The organism is Candidatus Eisenbacteria bacterium (assembly GCA_035712145.1).
In the GTDB taxonomy this organism is placed as follows: domain Bacteria; phylum Eisenbacteria; class RBG-16-71-46; order RBG-16-71-46; family RBG-16-71-46; genus DASTBI01.
The window spans coordinates 1-22,485 of record DASTBI010000153.1 but is presented as its reverse complement, the minus strand read 5'-3'; the positions used below and the strand labels follow the sequence as shown (position 1 = coordinate 22,485).

Below are 22,485 nucleotides of genomic sequence, written 5' to 3'. Positions count from 1 at the left end.
CTGGTCCAGCGCCGGATCGAGGCCAGTGGAATCGCGACGGTCACGCTGTCCTGGATGCCGGATCTGACGCGCAAGGTGGGCGTGCCGCGGCTTGCCGGCATCAGCTACCCGTTGAGCCGGCCGCTCGGACGGCCGCATGACGCGGAAGGGCAGCGCGCGGTGCTGCGTGCCACGCTCGAGCTGCTCGAGAGCGCGAGCGGGCCCGATCATTACGTCGAGCTTCCGTTCGTCTGGCCCGAAAGCGTTGCTCGAGCCCGCAACGCCTCGAAGGAGGTTCCACCGTCTCCCATCGCCGCGCTCTTGCTCAAAGAACCCTGGCTCATCCCCAAGCTCTACAGCGGCCGGATCCCGGCATGAGCGTGTCGCGCACCTTTCTCGCGCTCTCGATCGTCGCTGCCTTGCTGGCCGCCGTGACGAGTCTCGCCGGCATCCTCGGATCCGATGCCTACGCACGCGAAACTCCGGCTTGGGCCGTTCAAGCTGTTGGCCAGGACTGCGCCAATCTGCTCGTGGCCGGCGTTCTCTCGTGGAGCGTGGTTCTCCTGCGGCGCGATCGCGTTCTCCCGCTCTTCGTGTGGCTGGGCTGCCTGCTCTATCTCATCTATGCGTTCGCCATCTACGCCTTCGCGGTTCACTTCAACCGATGGTTTCTCGCATATGTCGCGGTCCTCGGAACGTCCTTTTACGCGATGGCAGGCACTCTGGTGAACCTCGATCTGGAGCGGACGACCGCGCCATTGCGGGAACACCCGCATCGCAGGGGCGCCGGCTTGCTGCTGATCCTGATCGGCGTCATGTTCAGCCTTCTCTGGTTGTCGGAGATCGTGCCGCACGCTCTCTCCGCCAGGGTTCCCGCGACGCTGGTCGAAACCGGACTTTGGACGAATCCAGTCCATGTGCTGGATCTCGCGTTCCTGCTCCCGGGCATGATCATGGTGGGTGTGCTGGGGCGCAGGCAGCACCCTTGGGGACTGGTTCTGCTCGTCCCCATGCTCGTGTTCTCGGCCACGATGGGGATCGGAATACTGGCCTTTTTCGCGCTGTCCGCACGGAGGGACTTTCCGGTCGCGCTCCCGGCTGCCGCGATCGTCGGGATCGTGGTGCTCGCAAGTGTGCTCTACGTCGCTCTCTTGCTCGCGGCGCCGGTCAGGAGCGCCGGTCGTGGCTAGGAAGCGGACGTCGTGGAGATGTTCTCCGCCAGCTCACGCCGCAGCGCCGGTCCGAGCGAAGCGGGAAACACGCGCCCCACCGTGATGTCATCCGCGCCCACGAAGCGGGCGAGCGAGACGATCGCCTCCGCCGTCCCGGCGAGCGCCGCCGCACGGTCGAGCTTCGCCTTCAGCGGCCCCGGCGGGGTCTTCTTCGCCGCGAACCAGGGCTCGAAGTGGACCGACTTGAGCTCGAGCCGGCGCTCGGCCCGGTGCGCCTTGGGGTCGAGGCGGCCGATGATGTGTCCGTCGTGGAATATGGGCAGCGAGTAATAACCGTGGCGACGCTTCGGCGCCGGCACGTAGACCTCGATCGTGTAGTCGTAGCCGAACAGCCGCCGCACTCGGTCACGGTGCCAGAGCAGCGAGTCGAACGGCGACAACAGGGCGGTTCCACGTGATGGGGCACGGCGGGCCCCCGCGCGATCCAGCGCCTTCAGGTCCTTCGCGAGCGCGAACCAACGGGCCGGCTTCCCCCCGGTATCGACCGCCACCTCGACGACTTCGCCTTCACCCAGGGCCTCGGCGAGCGCCGCGCGCCGGTGCTCGGGCCCCCGCGGGAAGGTCAGGTACATGCGCAGATCCGCCTGGGTCGCCGCACCCATCGCGTGCAGCGAGCGCCGCAGATGCCAGCGCCAGAACGCCGCTTCCTCGGGCAGCTCGCGGGACCCGCCGTTCGGCATGACGCGCTCCAGGAGATCGAAGCGTTTCTGAAAGTTCACCCGCGAATGGACCGCAGTCCGGCCGCTCATCCACAGGTAATCCAGCGCGTGCGTCGCGGGCTTCCGGTCCCACCATCCGCCACGCTTCTTCTTCTTCACGTCCTCGAAGTCCGCGCTCGCCAATGGACCACGCTCGCGGATTGCGCTCTCCACTTCGTCCAGGATGCGAGCGTTGGTCTTGAGCCATCGCTGCCAGGACTCGCCCCGGGAGCTCCAGCGCAGCGAGTCCATGACGTGCCGCCACATCGGCACGTCGGAGACCGGGACCAGGCAGGCGGCGTGCGCCCAGTACTCGTAGAGCAAACGGCGGCCGTAGCCGAGGCGGTCGAATGCCTTCCGGTCGTAGACATCGAAGCGGCTCCACAGCGTCAGGTGATGTGCCCGCTCCACCACGTTGATGGTGTCGAGCTGGATCCCGCCCGTGTCCTCGGCGAATTGGGTAAGGCTCTTGGCGCTGAGGCGGCGTCCGCGCGGACGATCGAGGTGCTGGCGCTCGAGGAAGAGCGCGGCCACGGCGTGAGCCGGGATCCGTCGTGGCTCGGTCATGCGATCGCTCAAGGAGCGAGACGCATGCGGCGCACCAGCTCGCCGAAGCGAGGCTCGCCGCGCAATGCATCGAAACGTGGGTTCACGTTGAGATAGACCATGGCGCGGTCTCGCACCTCGAATCCGCGCTCGAGCTCCGACAGTGCGGCATCGTGCTCTCCGAGACGAGCGTGGACCGAGGCGATCGCGTAGGGCGGCACGAAGGACGATTGCGCCCAGTCCTTCAGCGCGGCCAGGATGCGCCGTGCCTCGTCCTCCCTCCCCGATGCGGCATAGACGCACGCCAGGCCGGACGAGCGCGCCGGATCGCGGCGCATGAGATCAATGCCGCGCAGGTAGGACTTGATCGCGTCGTCGTATCGCCCCTGCAGCTCGAGCGTGCGCGCCAGGTCCATGCGGGTCTGCCCGAATTCAGGCGCCAGCTCGATGCCACGGTGATAGATCTCGAGCGCCTCGTCGTAGCGGCGCGCGTAGTAGAGAGCGTCGCCCGCATTGGAGTAGAGAATGAACGAGAGCGGGTCGCGTCGCACCGCTTCCAGCGCGTGCTCCACGGCCTCGTCCATGCGCCCGAGCGCGGTCAGCAGGTTGGCGTACCACTGGTGGGCGGTCGCGTATCCACGGTCCAGGTCGATGGCCAACCGGTATTCCTGCTCGGCTCCGGAATAGTCCCAGTCGCCCTCGAACCTCGTGGCCGCGAGCGACGTGTGCGCCTCGGCCAGGTTGGGGTCCAGCTCGATGGCCTTGAGCGCGGCGGCCTTGGCGCGCGGCAGGGCCACTTCGGGTGGATACGTGTTGTTGTCGGCGAGCAGATTGTGGCAATCGGCCAGGCCCGAGAAGGCCGGCGCATACGAAGGATCGCGGGCGATGGCGCGCTCGAACAGCTCCAGCGCGCGCTCCAGCGCGCTGACGGTTCGCTGGTTCCACAGGTGTCGCCCCTTGAGGTAGTCCTCGTGCGCCTGCGGATTCACGCGGCGCGCCTGGCCGAAGTGCGACCGCTCCTGATGCGAAAGCTGCACCTGGATCTCGCCGGCGATGGCCTGCGCCACCTCGCTCTGGATGCCGAGCACATCGGCGACATCGCGCTCGTAGCGCTCGGCCCACAGGTGGCGATCGGTGGCGGCCTCGATGAGCTGCGCCGTGATTCTCACCCGGTTGCCGGCGCGCAACACGGAGCCTTCGACGATCGCGTCGACGCCCAGCTCGCGCGCGATGTCGGGCAGCGGCTGGCGAACCCCCTTGAATCGCATGGCGGAGGTCCTCGAGATCACGCGCAGCGCGCGGATCTTCGAGAGGTCGGAGATCAAGGCCTCGGTCATGCCGTCGGCGAAGTACTCCTGATCGGCGTCGCGTGACAGGTTCTCGAGCGGCAGCACCGCGATCGACTCGATCCGGGAGCGCAGCGGCGCGCTCGGCGCCTCATCACGCGCGCGAATCCTCCGTATCTCCTGCGCCGCTTCCCGCGCGCTCGGCCGCCGCGCCGGATCCTTCTCCAGGCAGCGGAGCGTCAGGGCCTCGAGCTCGCGCGAGAGCAGCGGGCGTTTCTGGCGAAGCGGGGTCACCGGGCGGTTGAGCACCTCGGCAACGACGGACACGCTTCCAGGATGACCGAACGGCGGGCGCCCGAGCGCCATCTCGTAGAGCAGCGCGCCGAAGGCGAACATGTCGGCGCGCGCGTCGACCTCGGTGCCGAGCAGCTGCTCCGGCGCCATGTAGCCAAGCGTCCCCAGCATGGTCTGTGGTCCGGTCAGCGCGGGAGCCCGCTCGGCACGAAGCTTGGCGAGGCCGAAGTCGAGGACCTTGGCGCGACCGCGCGGCGTCACCATGACGTTCGCCGGCTTCAGATCGCGGTGCACGATGCCTTGCTCATGCGCCGCGTCGAGCGCCTCGGCGATCTGAAGACCGATGTCGAGCACTTCGGCTTCTTCGAGCGCGCTGGTCGCGAGCCGCGCGGCCAGTGTGGTGCCCGGCACGAACTCCATGACCAGGAAGTCCACGCCGTCCTGATGGTCGAAGTCGAACGCGGTGCCGATGCCGGGGTGGCTCAGACGGGAGAGCGCGAGCGCTTCGAGGCGGAAGCGCGCGCGGCTGTCGGCGTCGACCGTGCCTTCGGGCAGCACCTTGAGCGCCACGTCGCGCTCGAGGTGGGGATCGTGGGCGCGATAGACCACACCCATCCCGCCCTGCCCGAGCTGTTCCTCGATGCGATAGCGCGCCAGCGTCCTGCCGATCATCGCGCGATCCCCAGCGAGTCGCTCGGTGCGAACGTCGCGCGCCCACGATGGGGCTCGAGCTGCGGCAATGTGGCGGGGAACGAAGCGGAGTATGCAGCGATCCGCGCGAGCGCTTCATCTCCGGCTGCGCCTTCGAGCACGAATGGGCGAAACGGCTCCTCGGGCCAGCGCGTGAACTGGACCGGGACAACGCTGGCTTTGACCGCGTCACGGGCCAGATCGACGCGAGCGAGCATGGTCAAGGTGTCCTTGGGTTCCTTGATGCCCCCATACACGAAGTTCCCGAGCGAATAGAAGATGGGAGCCCCGCGATAGACTTCGATGCCTTGCAGGCGATGCGGATGCGCTCCGAAAACCGCCTTGCACCCCAGGTCGACGCATAGGTGGGCCAGCTCGATCTGATAGTCCCTCACCGCGTACGACCCCTCATGGCCCCAGTGAAAATAGGGGATGGCATGATCGACTCTCTTGACGAGCGCCGCCACGTCTTCGCGGACCATGGCGCGGATGCAGTCGAGGTCCTTGTAACATCCCGCCACGCCCGCTCCCTTCCGGGTCGCGTAGACCTCCTTGGGCTCGAGCATGTCGGGCTCGGCCTGGAAGTAATAGCCGAGGAAACCGACCTTGAACCCCCAGCGCTGGAGAATGACGGGCCGGCGCGCTTCCTTGAGATTCATGCCCGCGCCGAAGTAATCGATGTCGGCGCGTCTCAGCGTGTCGATCGTGTCGCGGATGCCCTCTTTTCCCCAGTCCGCGGTGTGATTGTTGGCCAGCGAGACGACATCCACCCAGCCTGCCTTGAGAATCCGCACCAGCTCGGGACGTGCCCGGAAGTTGAAGTTCTTCGGGAGCTTCTTGCCGCGCTCGGTGAAAGGGCACTCGAGATTGACCAACGCGATGTCCACTCCATCGCGTCCCCAATTGCGTCCGATGCCGCCGAAGTAGTACGGCCACAGCTCGTCCTTCGTGAGTCCTTCGCCGAGCTTGCGATCGAAGTGGTCCTGGAGGTTGTAGCCGAGCGTGGTGTCTCCACCGACGGCGAGGGTGACCATCGGTTCCCTCCCACTCACCGTCGAGTCCGAAGGCGAGCTCTGCCCGCGCGTCCAGCGGGGAAGCGCCATCGCCATGGCGGCGCCGAGGCTGCGCACCAGGAAGCGCCGCCGGTCCATCATCACGAGGCTCGCGCCGGCCACGCGCGGCCGAGCACCTCGACCAGGTGCACCATGCGCGCCTTCATGCCGCGCGCTTCGGCGCCGCGCGCCATGTGCAGCATGCAGCCGGGGTTCGAAGCCACCACCACCTCGGGATCCACGCGCCGCACCGCCGCCAGCTTGTGCTCGAGCTGCGCCTCCGCCATCTCGGGATGCGTGAGGTTGTAGACGCCCGCGCTGCCGCAGCAATGATCCGCGTCCGGGAGATCGATCAGCTCCACGCCGGGCAGCGCCGCGAGCAGCTCGCGCGGCGGACGGCGCACCTTCTGCGCGTGCGCCAGATGGCAGGGATCGTGGTAGCCGACGCGCAGCGGCTTGGCGGGATCGAGCTCCGAGGCGACCTTCGCGCGCGGCTCGGGCATGCCCGCCTCCGCCAGCACTTCGGACACGTCGCGCACCCGCCCTGCGAACGCATCGGCCGCGGCTTCGGACTTCTCGCCCTCGAGCCAATGATCGTATTCGCGCAGTGCGGCGCCACAGCCGGCCGAGGTGGTCACGATCCGTTCCACGTCTTCCGGGAAGACGCCGAGGTTCGCGCGCGCCAGCGCCTTCGACTCGCGCCGAAGGCCCGCGTGGGCCTGCAGCGCTCCGCAGCAGCGTTGCGCGTGCGGGACGACGACCTCGCATCCGGCGACCACCAGCAGACGCACGGCCTCCTGATTGACGCGCGGAAACATCGTCTCCATGACGCACGTGGTGAAGAAGCCGACCCGCCGTTTGGGAGCTCCTGGAGGATGGAAGACCAGCGTATCGGCTCGCGATTCGAGCCGTGCGCCCTCGGGCAAGCGCGCGGCCAGCGCCTGAAGCCCGCGCTGGCGGCGAGGCTCGAGCGCCGGCGTCATGGCGTAGCCGCGGCGCGCAAAAGCCGGCAGCCAGCCCGCGGCGCGCGAACTCATGAGAGCCCGGAACGGCGCCGACTGACCGAGCCGCAGCACGTCCGCCGCCGCATGCATCCGACCCCGATGCGGCACCAGATGGCGAAGCGCCCAGCGCCCGAGCATCGCCAGCGGCGTGCGCCGAGGACGGCGTCGCTCGAGCTGGCCCCGGGTCTCCTCCAGCAGTCGCCCGTAGGGCACACCCGCGGGGCACACGGTCTCGCACGCTCGGCACCCCAGGCATTGATCGAGATGCCGCTCGAGGTCGGAGCCAGGTTCGATCCGGCCTTCGGCGAGCCCGCGCATCAGGTAGAGCCGTCCACGCGGCGAGTCGGGCTCGATCTTGAGCTCTCGATACGTCGGGCACGCGGTCAGACACAGCCCGCAATGGATGCAGGTGTTGAGGTCGCGCCGCCCGGGCGCGTCCTCGGCGTCGAACCAATTGAGAGGAGTGGGTGAGGGCGAGGAACTCACGCCGCCAGGATATCATCCGCGGCCATGAGCTACGGTGCCCTCGCGCTTGCCCTGGCGGAGAGCTCGGGCCGAGCGCTCATGAAGGCTGCGGTCTACCATCGCTACGGTCCGCCCGATGTGGTGAAGATCGCCGACGTCTTGAAGCCCGAGCCAGGGCCGAAGCAGGTGCTGGTGCGCATGCATGCGGCCACGGTCAGCGCCGGAGACGCGCGACTGCGGAGCGCCAACGTTCCCCGCGGGTTCGGCATCCCGCTGCGCCTCGGGTTCGGCGTGACCGGCCCGCGTATACACATTCTCGGTTTCGACGTGGCCGGCGAGGTGGCGGCCGTGGGCGAATCGGTCACGAGCTTCGCGCCAGGCGACAAGGTTTTCGGGGCCGGGTCGAAATGCCATGCCGAGTACGTGGCGCTGCGCGAGGACGACCTCGTGGCGATGCCGAGCAACCTGGGGTTCGCGGAGTCGGCGGCGCTGCCGTTCGGCGGCACGACGGCCCTGTACTACCTGCGCGACAAGGCAAAGGTGGAGCGGGGCGAGCGAGTGCTGGTCAACGGGGCGGCCGGGGCGGTCGGCACCGCGGCGGTGCAGATCGCCAGGCATTACGGAGCCGTGGTGACCGGAATCTGCAGCGCGGGCAACGAGGTGCTGGTGAGGTCGCTGGGCGCCGACCGCGTGGTGGACTACACGAAGGAGGACTTCGCGCGCGGCCGCGAGACCTACGACGTCATCCTCGACGCCGTCGGCAACTGCCCGTTCGAGCGTTGCCAGGCTGTGCTTGCGCCCGGCGGGCGGCTGCTGGTCGTGGTTGCCACGCTCGGCGAGCTACTGGGGGCGTGGGTGCGACCGTCCCGCGCCGGCCGCAGGGTGCTCGCCGGGGTCGCCAGGACGCACAAGGCTGACCTGGTCCTGCTCGGCTCGCTCGCCCAATCGGGCGCATTCAAACCGGTGATCGGCGCGACCTGCCCGTTCGCGCGCATCGCCGAAGCCCATGCCCTCGTCGACACCGGGCACAAGAAGGGCAATGTGGTGGTCACGATCGAGTAGTCCGAGGGATCTACTGGTCGTGGGATGGCTCCGCGAACGAGCCGCGATGGAGCCGCCTGGGCAGGTTGGTGCATTGACGCCGCGACAATGAGAGGAGTGGGGACCGGACAGCAATCTTCGCTTCCAGTCCCCACCTCCAGCGACGATTCGGGCGAGCCACATCAGGACATGCTAGGCACCGATGTAAAGCGGCCCCCTCCTCGACGCTTCTTCTCGAACGTCGAGGGGCCTCCTGCCGCGAGATCCATCGACAGCTCTGAAGAACGGGCAATGTATGTGCCGCGCGTTCGGGTCCGTCGAACGCTCGTTTCATGCGCGAGGTCGCTGGGAGAGGGCCCGCCCGGGCACGCGAGTGTCGTGCCGGTGGGGTGGAGAGTGCGCGTGGCGCGCTGTTCAAGGTTGTTGGGATAGCGGCGACACGTTCGACCTCGTGAGTCGCCGCTATCCGGTATGTGCTATTGAGTCACAGCCGCACAAGCCTGGACGGTGCTGCCGCTCGCCGGCCCCACGGAAATCGAACGAATTCCGCTGATCTCTTGAACTGCCTTCGTGTTGAAATGACCGCGACCCGCTGGATTGGCCACGAAGTTGATGAGCGCGACGCTCGACGCACCACTCGCGCACGTCTGGTCCGTGTCGTACACACGCACGCTGTACTCCACGTTCGGCTCGAGGCCCTGGAGGGAGCCCTTGATCATGGTGCCGCCCTTGGGCATCGAGTTCAGGGTCGCCTCGCCGGTGACTCCGGAGGCCGAAAGGGATTCAAAGGTTGCCTTGACGTTCGGGTTGGCGGCAATCGCCACGGCGGAAACCAAGGACGCTGCGGCCAGCAGCGCGAGAACCATCATTTTGGGTCGCATCGACTCTCCTTGAGTCCATGGTACCCGCATGTCCTGACCTTGGGATGCTACACCGGCGCTTCATCGAGGCTGAGTCAAATCACCGTCAAGCGGCGCATCGTCACGATGAGCAGTCACGATGCGCACGATTGAACGGACGAATGAAGATTTGACGCGATGAGTTGAAATAATTTCGCGGCGATCCGTTCGAAAGAACTGCGCGGTATCGCGAGCCGATCACGTCGTCGGCTTCGACTAATTTCGCAGCACGATGGTCGCAGTCCCTCTGCCTTCTGGAGTTAGGACACGAGCGAAGTACAGACCCGCAGGCGCGCGGCCTGATGACGTCTTTCCATCCCACGCGACCTCGTGCTCTCCTGTCTTGCGAGGGCCGTCGACCAGCGTGGCGAGGCGCCGGCCCGCGATGTCGAACACCTCGAGTCGCGCAACGCCGTCGGCCTTCATCGCGAAGCGCAAGGTCGCGTGGCCCGCGCGCGCCTGATACGTCAGCTGCGGGCCGCTCCGAGCCATGCGCGACTGCGGCTCGGCGACGGCCACGGCCGCGCTGGCGGCCGTGGGATAGCGACTGAACGCGCAGTTGAGGGCATCGCGATCGTCGATTTCCAGCGTTCGGCCGTCCGTCCCGAAGTAAGCCGAATACATACTCGGCCGGCGGTTCTTCCGAGTGATCTCGGTGTGATGGATCCCCATGCAATGCCCGAACTCGTGGATGGCGATGGCCTGCGTGTCGAAGTCGCTGCCATTGGTGTTCCAATTCACGGCGTTGTTGAACGAGACGTCGGATTCGGTGATCACCTGTCCCGGTCCCAGAACCAGGGCGGTGATGGCGAGGCAGCCACCCGTGCAGCCATTGCCCGTGGCCCACACCGCCGTATTGATGCCGTCGGTCACGAACCCTGCGTTGGTCGTGCCGCCGTAGCTCAGCTGGTACCCCGCGGGGGTCACGTTGGTCCATGCCGCGAGCGCCGCTTGGAGCGCCGCGACGACTCCCGGCTCGCCACCTTGATTGGCGAGGTTTAGCCGAAACGAGGTCGACGACTCGTTGCGGTGGGTGAAGCCGGTTGGATCGCTGCAGAGCACCCGGGCGCCGTTCGAGGTTCGCCCGACGTTGGTGTTCTGGATCATGCGGAAGGCGTGGGCGTCCATCGAGCCCACGATCGCGACGCAGGCGGTGACCGCCAGCGCCATGCACATGGCGTTTCTCATTGAATCCTCCTCTCCGGGCTAGCGGTGCTCGCGGACCTGCCGAACGAGCTCGTCGATCGCCAATCCTGCTTCGCCGCCAGGGACGTCCGTGCGCCCTTCGGCATCCGGCGCCAGCGGCTCGCGCAGCGCCTGGCTGTAGGCGCGCCCCTTCTGCAGGACGAACACCCCCTGCGAGTGATCGCGAACCGTGAGCCGGTCCGCCGCACCCGGAAGGTCGGTGCGGGAGAGGAACAAGACGTACTCGGAGCCAGGGACGAGATCGACGCCTCCGACGACGAGGATCGTCACGTCACCGACCGTTCCACCCATGACCGTGAAGGTCAGGTCGGGCGCGTCGCGTCCCTTGAGTCCGAGCGACGCGCGCGCGTGAACGTCGGTGAGAATGAACGTGTGCTCGGCGTTCCAGTAGCTGTGGATGTCGAGCACCTTCGCCTGAACGATCACCTCGTTGTCGCGGATGAGCCGTTCGAGCCCCTGTCGAAGCAGGGTGGTCGCGGTCGCCGGCGGCGGGGACAGCAGCGCGGCGACGAGCACCAGGGCGGGTGGGAGAGCGAAGCGAGAAACCGGCACGGTGCACCTCCTCCTGAGGTGAACGGACTGCCTCGGAAGCGTCGCTCGCGCGGCCTCCATAGCGCGCTTTCCATTCCACGCTGATCGAGTCGTTGAACCACACGCGAGAGGGGCAGCCGGCGGGTGAGAGGTCTGGCTGGCTGCGGCAACCCGATCGTGGGCGCATCCTTGCAGGGATCGACTGCGCTGGCAAGAGACTCGGGGCCATGGGGGACATGGCGTACGCTGCGACGCATGGCCTACCTGGTCGTGGCGCTGGCCGCGCTCGCCGCATCCGGCCTCACGCTCTTCTCCGGCTTCGGGCTCGGCACGCTGCTGCTCCCGGTGTTCGCGCTGCTCTTCCCGATCCAGGTCGCGGTCGCGGCCACCGCGGTGGTGCACGCGCTGAACAATTTGTTCAAGCTCATTCTGCTTCGGCGCGACGTGGATCGCAGCCTGGTCCTGCGATTCGGCCTGCCGGCCGCGGTCGCCGCGTTCCCAGGAGCATGGCTGCTGACGGTCCTGCCGTCGCGGCCCTGGATGACGTGGCGTGCCGGGGATCGAACATTCGAGATCACACCGCTGGGCCTGGTGATGGGTGCGCTCATCCTCGCGTTCGCGGCCTTCGAGATCGTGCCGGCGCTCTATCACTGGCGTCCGAAGGCGCCGCTTGCGCTGGGCGGAATCCTGTCGGGATTCTTCGGCGGACTCTCCGGCCATCAAGGCGCGCTGCGCGCGGCGTTCCTCACACCGCTCGGCCTGTCACCGGCGCGCTTCGCCGCGACACAGGCGGCGATCGCCTGCATGGTCGACGGCGCGCGGCTCGCGGTCTACGGCGCCAGCCTCTACGGCGCTCACGCCGTGGCGATCTCGGGGCGCGACCAGTGGCCGCTGGTAGCCACCGCGACCCTCGCCGCCTTCACGGGCGCGTGGATCGGCGCGCGCCTGCTCTCGAAGGTGACCGTGGGCTTCGTGCGTTTCGTGACGGCAGGACTGCTCATGGTCGTGGGCATCAGCCTGGTGATCGGGCTCGTCTAGCCCGCGGCCGGACGAGACTCCCTGCCCTAGTTGCGGAGCGTCGCCGGGACCTGCTGTCGAAAGGCTGGGTACCGCTCGATCCGCCGGCGCATGTCCATCAGCTGCGCTTTCGAATAGAGCTTGCGTGCCACCTGCCGGCGCAGTGCGGACAGCGTCGAGCGCGCGGCGCGGCGCGTGAAGTAGTTCACGATCCACGTGGGGATTCTGCCGCGCGGGTCGATGAACACCAGCGCCACGACTTCCACGCGCCCTGCCACTTGCGTCATCTGAAACGTGCTCGTGTGGACTTGCGCCCGAACCAGCTTCGGTAGTCCATCCGCCAGAGGAGAGTCCACGGACTCGGCCGCGATCGTGGCGCGTCTGAGGTCGTCACTGACGGTGATCCTCGCGCGAATGACGGCCGTGCGGTTTTGTGCCGGCCAGGGCAGATTGACCCGCAAGTACTCCGTCTGATCGTACTCATTGGTCCGCTCGAGCAGGATGCTCTGGTTGAAGTTGCTGATCCATTCATCGCGTCGCGAGATGTCCTCCAGGACCACGGAAACTTCCTCGATGGTGCCGGGGATCGTCATGACCGCTTTGAGAGGGACGACCCGGGTCTCGGGCACGGCGCCTGAATACAGGGCAATCCCGTCGTAAGACGATTCCAGGTGCCAGGAAGGATCGTTCACGCCGATCCAGTGCTGTGCCTGACCGACGCCAACCACCGTCAGAGTGACGGCGATCGAGGTGAAGGCGAGGAGGAAAGGGAAGGGCCGCAGGCGGGACATGATCGGTCTCATCAAGTCAGTCTGGAGCACTCATCCTACAACCACGGGCTGGAACCCACGGAGAGCAGGTTTGCTCGTCGTACGTGGGTATCAGCCTGGCGATCGGGCTCGTCGAGCCCGCGGCCAGACGAGGGCCATCCACAGCACGCCGATCGCGTTGACGGCGATCGCCAGCAACGGAAAGACCGCCTGCATGTTCCGAATCTCTTCGGGGCGGACCATGCGGCCTTGCGCGGCGCGGCGTCCCGCCAGGTCGATGGCGATCCAGTTGCCCAGCAGCGACCAGCTCATGATCGTGGATGCCGCGAGAAGCAGATGGAAAGCAATACCCGCTGGGGGCGCCAGCGGATGAAGGCGGAGGACGCCGATGCCGATCGCGAACTCGATGGCGCCCACGACGACCTGGATGGGCGCGGAGGTTGCCGGCTCGAGAGCGGCGCCAAAGAAGGGCATGGGGCGCACCCACTCGGTCCACCGCACCATCACCTTGGCGCCATCCAGTACGAAGAGGACGCCGGCGAGCAGTGTCCACCAGCGCTCGTGCGCGAGCAGTCGCGGATCCACGATCGGCGCGAAGCGAGTCGCGCCCGGCTCGATCGGGGTTTCGAGCGGCGAGAGAGGCCGCAGGCGAATGCCGAGCGCGTAGTTCCCGGGCGACCACTTGAAGCGATCCACCAGCACCCATTCGATGATCGCGAAGCCGGCGAGCCGGATCGGCAGCTCCATGCTGCGAATGGCTGGAACGGAGCGCTCGATCGCCCAGAACGCGAGATGGAACACCGGCCCGAGGATCAAGTAGTCGAGATAGATGGCCAGCAGTCGGCGCCGCCGCGAGGCTAGCGGCCAGCCCTCGATCGACCCTTCCTCCATCACGATCTGCTTCACGGGGTCAGCACCACCTTTCCGAAGCTTTCGCCGGACTCGAGCCGCTGGTGCGCTTCGCGCGCCTTCGCCAGCGGCAGCACCGTGTCGACCACGGGCACGAGCTGACCCGAGCGCACGAACTCGAGCACGCGCGGAAGCTCGCTCTTGCGGCCCATCCATGAGCCGAGCAGCGAGAGATGCCGGCCGAAGAGAAGGTTCAGGTCGAGCTTCACCTGGTGGCCGATCGTCGCGCCGCACGTCACCAGGCGCCCGTTGCGAGCCAGCGCGCCTACGCACTGCTCGAAGATCCTGCCCCCGACGTGCTCGAACACCACCTCGACGCCCTTCCTCCCGGTCAGGCGCCGCACCTCGCTCGCGACGTCGGCCGTGCGGTGGTTCACCACTTCGTGCGCGCCCAGAGCCTTCGCGCGCTCGAGCTTGGCCTCGGAGCCCGCGGTGGCGATCACGCGGGCGCCGAGGAGCCGCGCGAGCTGCACCGCCACGCTGCCCACCCCGCTGCCCGCGCCGATCACCAGGCAATCTTCGCCGGGCCGAAGCGCGGCGCGCGTCATCAACATGTGCCACGCGGTGAGGAACACGACCGGCACCGCGGCGGCCTGCTCCCAGCTCAGGTTCTCGGGATAAGGCAAGCAGTTGGCGGCAGGCACGGCGACACGCTCGGCGTAGCCTCCATTGCGTCTGCGGCCGATCAGGTCGTAATGGGGGCAGAGGTTGTCGTCCCCGGCCATGCACATCTCGCACACGCCGCATGACAGCGTGGGAAGCAGCAGGGTCTTGTCGCCGGGCTTCACGTGCCGCACGCCGGCGCCGACCTCGCGCACCACGCCGACGATGTCGCAGCCGAGGATGTGCGGCATTTCGACCTCGAGCGGCAGCGCCCCCGAGCGGATCCACAGGTCGAGGTGGTTCATGCCGCACGCCTTGACCTCGACCAGCGCCTCGTCAACAGCAGGGCGCGGATCGGGCATCTCCCGCGGCTCGAGGACTTCAGGGCCGCCGGTCCGGTCGAAGACGACAGCTTTCATGTTCTACGCCATGACGCGGGGAGAGAGTTGGATGGAGCGCGGGTTCTTGACCCAACGGTTGGAGCACCGTGCAACTCCGGCACGGCGATCACCGAAGAGCCAAACACGCTTGCGCAGGGCACGCGTGCAAGCCGCTTCGCGCCGGCGGCTGAACAGAATCCAACTATTCATCGAACAGCACCGTGCTCTCTTCGTAGAACCGCACTTGGCGCTGGGCCCAGCGCTCCTCGAGCCAGCCCGAGAGCCATTCGTTCTTCTCGTCCAGGCTCTTCGAGGCGTCCGCCATGACCTCCATCGGCACGTTGACGCGCAGCGCCCGCCAGCGGATCAGATGCCGAGTGATGCCCGCCGGAAGCCGGGAGCCGCTGCTCGCCAACTCCAGCACCTCCGCCGGCTCGAAATGCGGGAACACCACCAAGGTCGTGGCGTCCGGATGCCGCTCGCGGGCCACCTCGAACGACTCCGTCGACATGCGGTAGAAGCGGACCCGGTCGCGGTAGACGTCGACCAGCCCGTTCAGCAGTTGATTGCGCTCTTCCAGCGACGTGCCTCCGCGGAACGTCGTGGCTCCCAGTCCCGTATACGCGGAATAGGCCAGCGCCTCGCGGCGTGCCAGCAACGCGCGAGCATGGAGGATGGAGTCCTCGCGCAGCTCGATCCCCGCGATGGCACGCGCGGCGCTCTCGAACGCCGGACGATCCAGACCGCTCAAGGCGTGGTGCCAGGTGCTCAGGCGCACCCACGGCTCTTCGTAGACCGCCACCTGGACCACGATGTGGGGGAGGCCCGACTCGCGCGCGGCGGTGGAGCGGTTGGCGCCGTCCAGCACCATGAACGACCCGCTCGATCCCGGAAGCTCGGCGACGATCGGCGGGTTCTTGAGGACCGCCTGGCTGCGAAAGCCGCGCACCAAGGGCTCGAGCCGCTGAGGGTCGTGACGCTCGTGAGGGACCAAGGCGTCGACCGGAACGAAGCGCAGATCCGGCAGGCGGAAGTCATCGGAGCGCGCGGGACGCATCGGGCCGGGACTCTACTACAACGGCGGAGGCGCTTGATCCATGGTCATTTGGCCGGTCTGCGGACAACTCCCGCGCAGGCCTTCGCCGCGGTCGATCGCACGAATGACCGCTTCTTGTCGCGGCGTGACGGAATCTCGGGTAGCATGCTTCGCCTCCCCCGCACGGCCTACCCAATGGCGCGTGCGCGCCGGGGTCTACGGGCTCGTTCCCCGGCCGGCGCTATCGACCGGGCCCTCACGACGCAAGGAGCAAGCGGAATGCTGCGTAAGACACTCACAGGGCTCACCCTGGCCGTAGTCATGGCTTCACCGCTGGCGGCTCAGACCGCGGACGAGCTGGTCGCCAAGAACATCCAGGCCCGCGGCGGGGCCGACAAGATCAAAGCCGTGAAGTCGACCCGCACCACCGGGAAGATGGTCATGGGTCAGGGCATCGAAGCGCCGTTCGTGATCTACGAGAGGCGCCCCAACCAGACGCGGATGGAGTTCTCCTTCCAGGGGATGAGTGGCGTCCAGGCCTTCGACGGCAAGAACGGCTGGGCCGTCATGCCTTTCATGGGCAAGAAGGAGCCCGAAGCGGTTCCGGACGAAGAGAGCAAGCTGATGCAGGACAACGCCGACATGGACGGCCCGCTCGTCGACTACAAGGCCAAGGGCCACAAGGTCGAGCTCGTCGGCAAGGAGCAGGTCGAAGGCGCCGACGCTTACAAGCTCAAGCTCACGATGAAGAGCGGCAAGACCCGCAACATCTATCTCGATGCCGACACCTATCTCGAGATCAAGATGGAAGCCAAGCGCACCGTGCGCGGCAACGAAGTCGATGGCGAGACGACGTACGGGGACTACAAGGAAGAGAACGGGCTCATGCTGCCCCACACCATCGAGACCGGAGTCAAAGGGGCGCCTCAAAAGCAGAAGCTGGTTCTCGAGAAGTTCGAGATCAACAACGACCTTCCGGACAGCTTGTTCGCGATGCCGGCCGGCACCAAGCCCGCGCCGGCAGATACCACGGCGAAGGCGGCCAAGACGGGCGACGCGGATGGCGCGAAGGCCGACGCGGCCGCAACGACCGACGCCAAGGCCGGGAGCACGAAGGCGGCCCCCAAGAGCACCAAGCCCGCGCAAACCACGACGAAGAAGAAGCCCTGAACTTTCCGGCCGCGTGCGGCCGGAGCCGAGGAACAACGCCCGGCGCGGCCTCATGGTCGCGCCGGGTTTCGTTACGGAGGATAGGATGGCGAGATGGCCGGGGTGGAGAGCCTGCGCCGTTGCGCTCGCGATCGTGAGCGTTTCGACGCGCGCGACCGTCGCCCAGGACGTGAAGATCGATTCCGAGACATTCGGCGGGCTCCAGGCGCGAGCGATCGGTCCGGCGGCGATGGGCGGGCGCATCGCCGCGCTCGATGCCGTCCATGTGGAAGGCCGACTCCATCTCTGGGTCGGCTCGGCGGGGGGCGGGGTCTGGAAGTCGGTGGACGGCGGCACCACCTTCAAGCCGATGTTCGACAAGCACGCGCAGTCGATCGGCGCCGTGGCCATCGATCCACGACGTCCGCAGACCGTGTGGGTCGGCACCGGTGAATCGTGGGTGCGGAACAGCGTGTCGGTGGGCGACGGAATCTACAAGACCACCGACGGCGGCGATTCCTGGGAGAAGCTCGGCCTCGCCGAGTCGGAGCGCATCGCCCGCATCGCCATCGATCCGCAAAGGCCGGAGACGGTTTACGTCGCGGTGACCGGGCACCTGTGGAACAAGCATCCGATGCGGGGCGTCTACCGCACGCGCGACGGCGGCAAGACCTGGACGCGCGTCCTGTTCGTCGACGAGGACACCGGCTGCGCCGATGTCGCGGTCGATCCCGAGAACCCGCGCAACGTCTACGCCGGCATGTGGCAATTCCGGCGCAAGGCCTGGGCGTTCAGCTCGGGCGGTCCGGGCAGCGGTCTCTACAAGAGCAGCGACGGCGGTGACACGTGGAAGAAGGTGACGAAGGGGCTGCCCGAAGGCGAGCTGGGGCGGATCGGGATCTCGGTCGTCGCCAGCAAGCCCCACATCGTCTACGCCGCGATCGAGGCGAAGCGCGGCGGCATCTTCCGCTCCGACGATCGCGGCGAGACGTGGAAGCAGATGAACGCCTCGGCCAACACCAGCGTGCGACCCTTCTACTTCGGCATGATCGTGGCGGATCCGAACAACCCGGACCGGATCTACAAGCCATCGATCAACCTGATCACCAGCGATGACGGTGGCGTCACGCTCAGCGCGATCTTCGGCGGCGTTCACAGCGACTACCACGCGGTGTGGGTGGATCCCAGGAACTCGGAGCACCTGATCGTCGGCACCGACGGCGGGATCTACATCTCGGAGAACCGCGGCAACGACTGGCGCTTCGTCTCCAACCTTCCCGTGTCGCAGTTCTATCACGTGAGCTACGACATGGAGACGCCTTACAACGTCTACGGCGGCCTCCAGGACAACGGGACATGGATGGGGCCTTCGCGACGGCCCGGAGGCATCGCCAATCGCCACTGGCGTGTGCTCGGCGGCGGTGACGGCTTCTGGGCGTTCGTGGACCCCAAGGATCCCGACTTCGTGTACGTCGAGTACCAGGAAGGCAACATCTCGCGCGTCGCGAAATCGACGGGGGAGAGCAAGGACATCCGTCCGTTCCACAAGCAGGGCGAGCCGGAGAACCGATTCAACTGGAACACGCCGATCCACGTGAGCCCGACCCGGGCCGGCGTCATCTACTTTGGCTCGCAGTTCGTCTACCGCTCGGAGAATCGCGGCGACAAGTGGGAGCGCATCTCGCCCGACCTCACCACCAATGATCCCGCCAAGCTCCAGCAGTCGCAGTCGGGCGGCCTTTCGGTCGACAACTCCTCGGCCGAGAACCACTGCACCATCTACTCGATCAGCGAGTCGCCGAAGAACCCGGACGTGATCTGGGTGGGCACCGACGACGGCAACGTCCAGCTCACCAAGGACGGCGGAAAGTCGTGGCAGAACGTGGCGAAGAAAGTGAAAGGCTGGCCGGTGGGTGGGTGGGTTTCGTGCGTGCAGGCCAGCCCGCACCAAGACGGCACCGCTTACGTGACGCTCGACGCCCACTGCGTCGGGGACATGGACACCTACGTCTACCGCACCCGCGACTTCGGCAAGACCTGGGAGCGGCTCGACTCGCCCGAGCTGAAGGGATTCGCGCACGTGGTGCGCGAGGATCGCGTGGCGCCCAGCCTGCTCTTCGTGGGCACCGAGCTCGGCCTCTTCCTGAGCCTCGACTCCGGCAAGAGCTGGTCTCAATTCAAGGCCGGGCTTCCTGACGTCTCGATCCGCGACCTGACCATCCATCCGCGCGAGGACGACCTGCTGCTCGGCACGCACGGCCGCGGGATCTACGTGATCGACGACATCCGGTGCCTGCGCGCGCTCACGCCTGCGCTGCTGGCGGCGGACGCCGCGGTCCTCGACTCGCGTCCGTCGGTGGCCACGCTGCCGACCGCCGAGCAGCGCTTCGAAGCCTCGGAGTTCCGCGGCCGCACGCTCGAGGAAGCGGGGTTCGTCACCTACTACCTCAAGAAGCGTCACATGCTCGGCGACCTGAAGATCGAGGTCTACGACGCCGAAGGGAGGCTGATGTCGAGCGAGCCGGCGCCGAAGCGGCGCGGGATCAACCGCTATTCGTGGCCGATGCGGATGAAGCCGCCCAAGGTTCCACCCGGAACCAACCTGGTGCCCAACCCCTATTCGTTCTATGGGCCGCGCGTGCCCGAGGGCGAGTACACGGTCAAGCTGATCAAGGACAAGGAGACCTACACGTCGAAGCTCACGCTTGCGCCCGATCCGCGCTCGACACACAGCGCCGAGGATCGCGCGCTCCAGCGCAAGACGGTTCGCGAGCTGTACGGGATGCTCGAGTCGCTGACCTTCGTGACCGACGCGGTCATGGACGCGCGCAGCCAGGTGCGGGCGCGCGGCGCCAAGCTCGCCAAGGGCGACGCGCTCGGCAAGAAGCTGACGTCACTCGGCGACCGGCTCGACCAGATCCACCAGGGGCTGACCGCGACTCGTGAGGGGCGCTTCACCGGCGAGGAGCAGCTGCGCGAAAAGCTCGGGGTCCTCTACGGCGCGGTGAACGGCTATGACGGCCGGCCGACCGAGTCCCAGCTCGCGTATCAGCAGACGCTCGCGCAGCGGCTCGATACCGCGCGGCGCGACTTCGAGACGTTGATGACGAAGGATGCAGCCGGCTTGTCGGATGAGCTGAAGGCCAAGAGTCTCGAGCCCATCAAGCCGATGTCGCACGAGGAGTGGGCCAAGAAGCAGGAGCGCGGCTAGGGCCATGAGGCGCGGGGTGCTGATCGTCGTCGCGGCGGGAAGAAGATCGCGACCGACGTCGCCCACCTGGCAGCGCATCTACGACGTCGTCCGCCGCATCCCCCGTGGCAAGGTCGCGACCTACGGTCAGGTGTCGGCCCTCGCCGGATTCCCCCACGCGCCGCGCCTCGCTGGCTACGCGCTCCATGCGCTTCCCGACGGCTCGCCCGTTCCCTGGCACCGAGTGGTCGCCGCGGGAGGCAGGCTGTCGCTGGCGCGGCTCAGCGTGGAATCGGCACTCACGCAGCGAATGAGGCTGGAGCGAGAAGGTGTTGCGTTCGACCCGCGCGGACGGGTGCGAATTCAGGAACACGGTTGGAGGAAGGCCGCCGCGAAGCAACGCAGGTGATGCTGCCTCACTTCACCCGCGCCCAGCGAATGAGCTCGGGCAGGTTCATGTCCTTGCCGTAGAGCAGCATGCCGAGGCGGAAGATTCGGCCCGCCACGATCCGCATCCCCCAGCAGGCGGCGATCAGCAGCGCGAGAGCCAGGATCACCTCCCATGGCTGCACGCCCCCGGTCACCAGTCGCGCCGGGATCAACACCGGCGAAAAGGTCGGCACCTGCGACAGCACCATCATGAGCGGTGAGTCGGGGCTGTCGAGCAGGACGCCGAGGAAGAAGAACGGGATGAACGGCAGCATGAGGAAGTTGCCCTGCCATTTCGACGCGCTCTGCATGCTCTGCGCCGAGGCCATGAGCGCGGAGATCATCGCATTGTAGAAATAGAGGCCGAGCAGGGCGAAGACCATCGTGATCGCCATGGTGGCGAGGTTGATCGTCAAGGGCAGCCGGAAGGCGAACATCATCGCCATCATCAGCGTCGAGCCCGCCCACACGAGGCCGGTGATCAATCCGATGGCCGTGAAGGCGAGGATCTTGCCGTCCATCCACGCCTGCGCCGGAATCGCCGAGACCACCACTTCGGTGACGCGAGCCTGCTTCTCGCCGCTGATGCCGACCATCAGATAGGACATGCTGGTCAGCAGCACCGTCACGGTGAGGATCAGGATGCCAAAGGTGACGAGGAAGTCTCCCATGCGGCCGCCCGAGCGCGTCCCCACCGCCACATGGGTGCGGACCTGGACCGAGTCGTCGAGTGCTGAGAGCTGCGCCGGGGTCAACCCCATTCGCTGCCCTCGGTCCTTGCGGGCCTCCGCCCTCACGATGTCGCCCATCTCGCGCGCCCAGCGCGGCGGCTCCCGCCGCGTGATCAGATCGGTGGTCCAGCGGCCGTCGTCGCCGACGTGGATCAGCAGCGCGGCTTCGAAAGCGTTGCCGCGCAGCTTCGTCATCAGCGCTGCGGAGTCGGCGCCGGCATCGCCCGGGTCGAGCCACGTGAAGCCCTTGTGGGGTGGGAGCGCCTGCGTGCCGCGAGCCGTCACCGCGCCCGAAGCATCGGTGCGCGCCACCGCCACCTTGTGAGGGCGGTTGCGGTCGAACGCGGTCATCATGAAGCTGACCCCGAACACGAGCAGCGGCGTGGTCAGGATCGAGATGATGAAGTCCTTGCGGCGCATGATGCGGAACAGCTCCCAGCGTGCGACCGGGAGCCAGTCGGGGCGGCGCTCAGGCATCGGCCGTGACCTCCGACTCGGCGACCGTGCCGCCTTCTTCGCGGACCGCGCGCAGATAGATCTCGTGAAGCGGAACGCGCCTGGTCTCGACCCGCACGATCGCCCCTCGCTCGCCCGCTGCGCCGAGCAAAGGCGCGAGGTCGCTCCCGCGGGGGATCTGCACCTCGAGGCGAACCCCGCCTCCAGCCAGCGGCGTGGACTCCACCCGCCCGCCGTTCGCTCGCCCGGCCAGCGCCTCGGCCACGACCGGAGCCTCCATCGGAAGAGCATCCCGGGACGCGAGGTCGATCCTCAGCACTTCGTCGTGCACGCTCGCGGCCTTGCGACGCATCTCATCGAGCGTTCCCGACAGGACTTCACGCCCTCGCGAGATGAGGAGGAAGCGGTCGGCCAGCCGCTCCACGAGGTCGAGCTGGTGCGCCGAGAGCAGCACCGCGGTTCCTTCGGACACCAGCTCCCGCATCAAGCCGCTGAACAGCTCCTGATTGATGGGGTCCAGTCCGGAGAAGGGCTCGTCGAGCACGGCCAGCGCAGGCCGATGGAGGACCGCGCCGATGAACTGGACTTTCTGCTGATTGCCCTTCGAGAGCACATTGACCTTTTCCTTCGCGCGCTCTTCCAGGCCGAGCCGCGCGAGCATCGCTCGTCCCGCGGAGCGGGCCTCGGCCAGGGACATGCCGCGCAGCGACCCGAGATAGGCGAGCGTATCGAGGACCGGCGCATCCTCGAAGAGGCCGCGCTCTTCGGGCAGGTACCCGACACGGGCGCGGTCGAGCGCGTCCCGGCCTTCGTAGCGCACGGTTCCCGAATCGGGCGCGGTGATCCCCATGAGCATCCGCAGCGTCGTGGTCTTGCCGGCTCCGTTGGGTCC

20 protein-coding genes are annotated in these 22,485 nt (G+C 67.3%); 7 read left to right on the top strand and 13 right to left on the bottom strand.

The window, feature by feature from the left end; all coding sequences use genetic code 11:
- The first annotated feature begins 54 nt into the window (after positions 1-54).
- On the top strand, positions 55-357 hold the full coding sequence (locus VFQ05_09470; GenBank protein HET9326988.1) for a hypothetical protein: 303 nt from the start codon (positions 55-57) through the stop codon (positions 355-357).
- On the top strand, positions 354-1,169 hold the full coding sequence (locus tag VFQ05_09465) for a hypothetical protein (protein HET9326987.1): 816 nt from the start codon (positions 354-356) through the stop codon (positions 1,167-1,169). The genes VFQ05_09470 and VFQ05_09465 overlap by 4 nt, the downstream gene beginning before the upstream one ends.
- Here the strand turns inward: VFQ05_09465 and VFQ05_09460 are convergent.
- From VFQ05_09460 to VFQ05_09445, 4 genes are read right to left on the bottom strand one after another with little or no spacing between them, the layout of a single operon-like run.
- Positions 1,166-2,476 (bottom strand): crosslink repair DNA glycosylase YcaQ family protein, encoded by a 1,311-nt coding sequence (locus VFQ05_09460; GenBank protein ID HET9326986.1) that lies wholly within the window; start codon positions 2,474-2,476, stop codon positions 1,166-1,168. The two genes, VFQ05_09465 and VFQ05_09460, sit on opposite strands and share 4 nt — an antisense overlap.
- Before the next feature lie 8 nt (positions 2,477-2,484).
- The gene (locus tag VFQ05_09455) at positions 2,485-4,707 is read right to left on the bottom strand and encodes a protein kinase (protein ID HET9326985.1); all 2,223 of its coding nucleotides are present in this window, start codon (positions 4,705-4,707) and stop codon (positions 2,485-2,487) included.
- A complete protein-coding gene (locus tag VFQ05_09450; GenBank protein HET9326984.1) occupies positions 4,704-5,900 on the bottom strand; it encodes a CapA family protein in 1,197 nt (398 codons plus the stop codon). Before VFQ05_09450 ends, VFQ05_09455 begins: the two co-directional genes overlap by 4 nt.
- Positions 5,879-7,267, bottom strand: a complete 1,389-nt coding sequence (locus tag VFQ05_09445) for a (Fe-S)-binding protein (GenBank protein ID HET9326983.1) — start codon at positions 7,265-7,267, stop codon at positions 5,879-5,881. The genes VFQ05_09450 and VFQ05_09445 overlap by 22 nt, the downstream gene beginning before the upstream one ends.
- A gap of 24 nt (positions 7,268-7,291) precedes the next feature.
- On the opposite strand from VFQ05_09445, the gene VFQ05_09440 reads away from it, so the two are divergent.
- Positions 7,292-8,308, top strand: a complete 1,017-nt coding sequence (locus VFQ05_09440; protein ID HET9326982.1) for an NAD(P)-dependent alcohol dehydrogenase — start codon at positions 7,292-7,294, stop codon at positions 8,306-8,308.
- Between the two features lie 455 nt (positions 8,309-8,763).
- Here VFQ05_09440 and VFQ05_09435 read toward each other — a convergent pair whose 3' ends face one another.
- From VFQ05_09435 to VFQ05_09425, 3 genes are all read right to left on the bottom strand, one after another.
- The gene (locus VFQ05_09435; protein HET9326981.1) at positions 8,764-9,156 is read right to left on the bottom strand and encodes a hypothetical protein; all 393 of its coding nucleotides are present in this window, start codon (positions 9,154-9,156) and stop codon (positions 8,764-8,766) included.
- A gap of 246 nt (positions 9,157-9,402) precedes the next feature.
- A complete protein-coding gene (locus VFQ05_09430) occupies positions 9,403-10,374 on the bottom strand; it encodes a matrixin family metalloprotease (protein ID HET9326980.1) in 972 nt (323 codons plus the stop codon).
- Positions 10,375-10,392: 18 nt separating this feature from the next.
- Complete coding sequence (locus VFQ05_09425; GenBank protein HET9326979.1) at positions 10,393-10,944, bottom strand: hypothetical protein; 552 nt, start codon at positions 10,942-10,944, stop codon at positions 10,393-10,395.
- A gap of 234 nt (positions 10,945-11,178) precedes the next feature.
- On the opposite strand from VFQ05_09425, the gene VFQ05_09420 reads away from it, so the two are divergent.
- Positions 11,179-11,961: a sulfite exporter TauE/SafE family protein gene (locus VFQ05_09420; GenBank protein ID HET9326978.1), complete on the top strand. Its 783-nt coding sequence runs from the start codon at positions 11,179-11,181 to the stop codon at positions 11,959-11,961.
- A gap of 26 nt (positions 11,962-11,987) precedes the next feature.
- On the opposite strand, the gene VFQ05_09415 is transcribed toward VFQ05_09420, so the two are convergent.
- The 4 genes from VFQ05_09415 to VFQ05_09400 form a co-directional block, all read right to left on the bottom strand.
- Positions 11,988-12,731, bottom strand: a complete 744-nt coding sequence (locus VFQ05_09415; protein HET9326977.1) for an START domain-containing protein — start codon at positions 12,729-12,731, stop codon at positions 11,988-11,990.
- A 90-nt stretch (positions 12,732-12,821) separates the two neighbouring features.
- Positions 12,822-13,616, bottom strand: coding sequence for a hypothetical protein (locus tag VFQ05_09410; GenBank protein HET9326976.1), 795 nt, complete (start codon positions 13,614-13,616; stop codon positions 12,822-12,824).
- Positions 13,613-14,641 carry a zinc-binding dehydrogenase gene (locus VFQ05_09405; GenBank protein ID HET9326975.1) on the bottom strand — a complete coding sequence of 343 codons (1,029 nt, stop codon included), beginning with the start codon at positions 14,639-14,641 and terminating at the stop codon, positions 13,613-13,615. Before VFQ05_09405 ends, VFQ05_09410 begins: the two co-directional genes overlap by 4 nt.
- A 163-nt stretch (positions 14,642-14,804) precedes the next feature.
- Complete coding sequence (locus tag VFQ05_09400; protein ID HET9326974.1) at positions 14,805-15,659, bottom strand: hypothetical protein; 855 nt, start codon at positions 15,657-15,659, stop codon at positions 14,805-14,807.
- Between the two features lie 258 nt (positions 15,660-15,917).
- Here VFQ05_09400 and VFQ05_09395 point away from each other — a divergent pair, with 258 nt between their 5' ends.
- The 3 genes from VFQ05_09395 to VFQ05_09385 all read left to right on the top strand — a co-directional run bounded on the left by VFQ05_09395 (position 15,918) and on the right by VFQ05_09385 (position 20,386).
- On the top strand, positions 15,918-16,808 hold the full coding sequence (locus VFQ05_09395; GenBank protein HET9326973.1) for an outer membrane lipoprotein-sorting protein: 891 nt from the start codon (positions 15,918-15,920) through the stop codon (positions 16,806-16,808).
- 85 nt (positions 16,809-16,893) lie between these two features.
- A complete protein-coding gene (locus tag VFQ05_09390) occupies positions 16,894-19,998 on the top strand; it encodes a glycosyl hydrolase (protein ID HET9326972.1) in 3,105 nt (1,034 codons plus the stop codon).
- Positions 19,999-20,002: 4 nt separating this feature from the next.
- Positions 20,003-20,386 carry an MGMT family protein gene (locus tag VFQ05_09385; GenBank protein HET9326971.1) on the top strand — a complete coding sequence of 128 codons (384 nt, stop codon included), beginning with the start codon at positions 20,003-20,005 and terminating at the stop codon, positions 20,384-20,386.
- A gap of 7 nt (positions 20,387-20,393) precedes the next feature.
- On the opposite strand, the gene VFQ05_09380 is transcribed toward VFQ05_09385, so the two are convergent.
- Together VFQ05_09380 and VFQ05_09375 are read right to left on the bottom strand one after the other, a co-directional pair.
- On the bottom strand, positions 20,394-21,614 hold the full coding sequence (locus tag VFQ05_09380; protein ID HET9326970.1) for an ABC transporter permease: 1,221 nt from the start codon (positions 21,612-21,614) through the stop codon (positions 20,394-20,396).
- A partial coding sequence (locus tag VFQ05_09375) for an ATP-binding cassette domain-containing protein (GenBank protein ID HET9326969.1) occupies positions 21,607-22,485 on the bottom strand: 879 nt, incomplete at its 5' end. The genes VFQ05_09375 and VFQ05_09380, both read right to left, overlap by 8 nt.

What these genes read in the sequence shown, in the direction of transcription:
- VFQ05_09380 (HET9326970.1), bottom strand. Translation starts at nt 21,614, where the DNA reads ATGCCTGAGCGCCGCCCCGACTGGCTCCCGGTCGCACGCTGGGAGCTG.
- VFQ05_09465 (HET9326987.1), top strand. Translation starts at nt 354, where the DNA reads ATGAGCGTGTCGCGCACCTTTCTCGCGCTCTCGATCGTCGCTGCCTTG.
- VFQ05_09470 (HET9326988.1), top strand. Translation starts at nt 55, where the DNA reads ATGCCGGATCTGACGCGCAAGGTGGGCGTGCCGCGGCTTGCCGGCATC.
- VFQ05_09395 (HET9326973.1), top strand. Translation starts at nt 15,918, where the DNA reads ATGCTGCGTAAGACACTCACAGGGCTCACCCTGGCCGTAGTCATGGCT.
- VFQ05_09400 (HET9326974.1), bottom strand. Translation starts at nt 15,659, where the DNA reads ATGCGTCCCGCGCGCTCCGATGACTTCCGCCTGCCGGATCTGCGCTTC.
- VFQ05_09430 (HET9326980.1), bottom strand. Translation starts at nt 10,374, where the DNA reads ATGAGAAACGCCATGTGCATGGCGCTGGCGGTCACCGCCTGCGTCGCG.
- VFQ05_09415 (HET9326977.1), bottom strand. Translation starts at nt 12,731, where the DNA reads ATGTCCCGCCTGCGGCCCTTCCCTTTCCTCCTCGCCTTCACCTCGATC.
- VFQ05_09420 (HET9326978.1), top strand. Translation starts at nt 11,179, where the DNA reads ATGGCCTACCTGGTCGTGGCGCTGGCCGCGCTCGCCGCATCCGGCCTC.
- VFQ05_09405 (HET9326975.1), bottom strand. Translation starts at nt 14,641, where the DNA reads ATGAAAGCTGTCGTCTTCGACCGGACCGGCGGCCCTGAAGTCCTCGAG.
- VFQ05_09435 (HET9326981.1), bottom strand. Translation starts at nt 9,156, where the DNA reads ATGATGGTTCTCGCGCTGCTGGCCGCAGCGTCCTTGGTTTCCGCCGTG.
- VFQ05_09385 (HET9326971.1), top strand. Translation starts at nt 20,003, where the DNA reads ATGAGGCGCGGGGTGCTGATCGTCGTCGCGGCGGGAAGAAGATCGCGA.
- VFQ05_09460 (HET9326986.1), bottom strand. Translation starts at nt 2,476, where the DNA reads ATGACCGAGCCACGACGGATCCCGGCTCACGCCGTGGCCGCGCTCTTC.
- VFQ05_09455 (HET9326985.1), bottom strand. Translation starts at nt 4,707, where the DNA reads ATGATCGGCAGGACGCTGGCGCGCTATCGCATCGAGGAACAGCTCGGG.
- VFQ05_09390 (HET9326972.1), top strand. Translation starts at nt 16,894, where the DNA reads ATGGCGAGATGGCCGGGGTGGAGAGCCTGCGCCGTTGCGCTCGCGATC.
- VFQ05_09440 (HET9326982.1), top strand. Translation starts at nt 7,292, where the DNA reads ATGAGCTACGGTGCCCTCGCGCTTGCCCTGGCGGAGAGCTCGGGCCGA.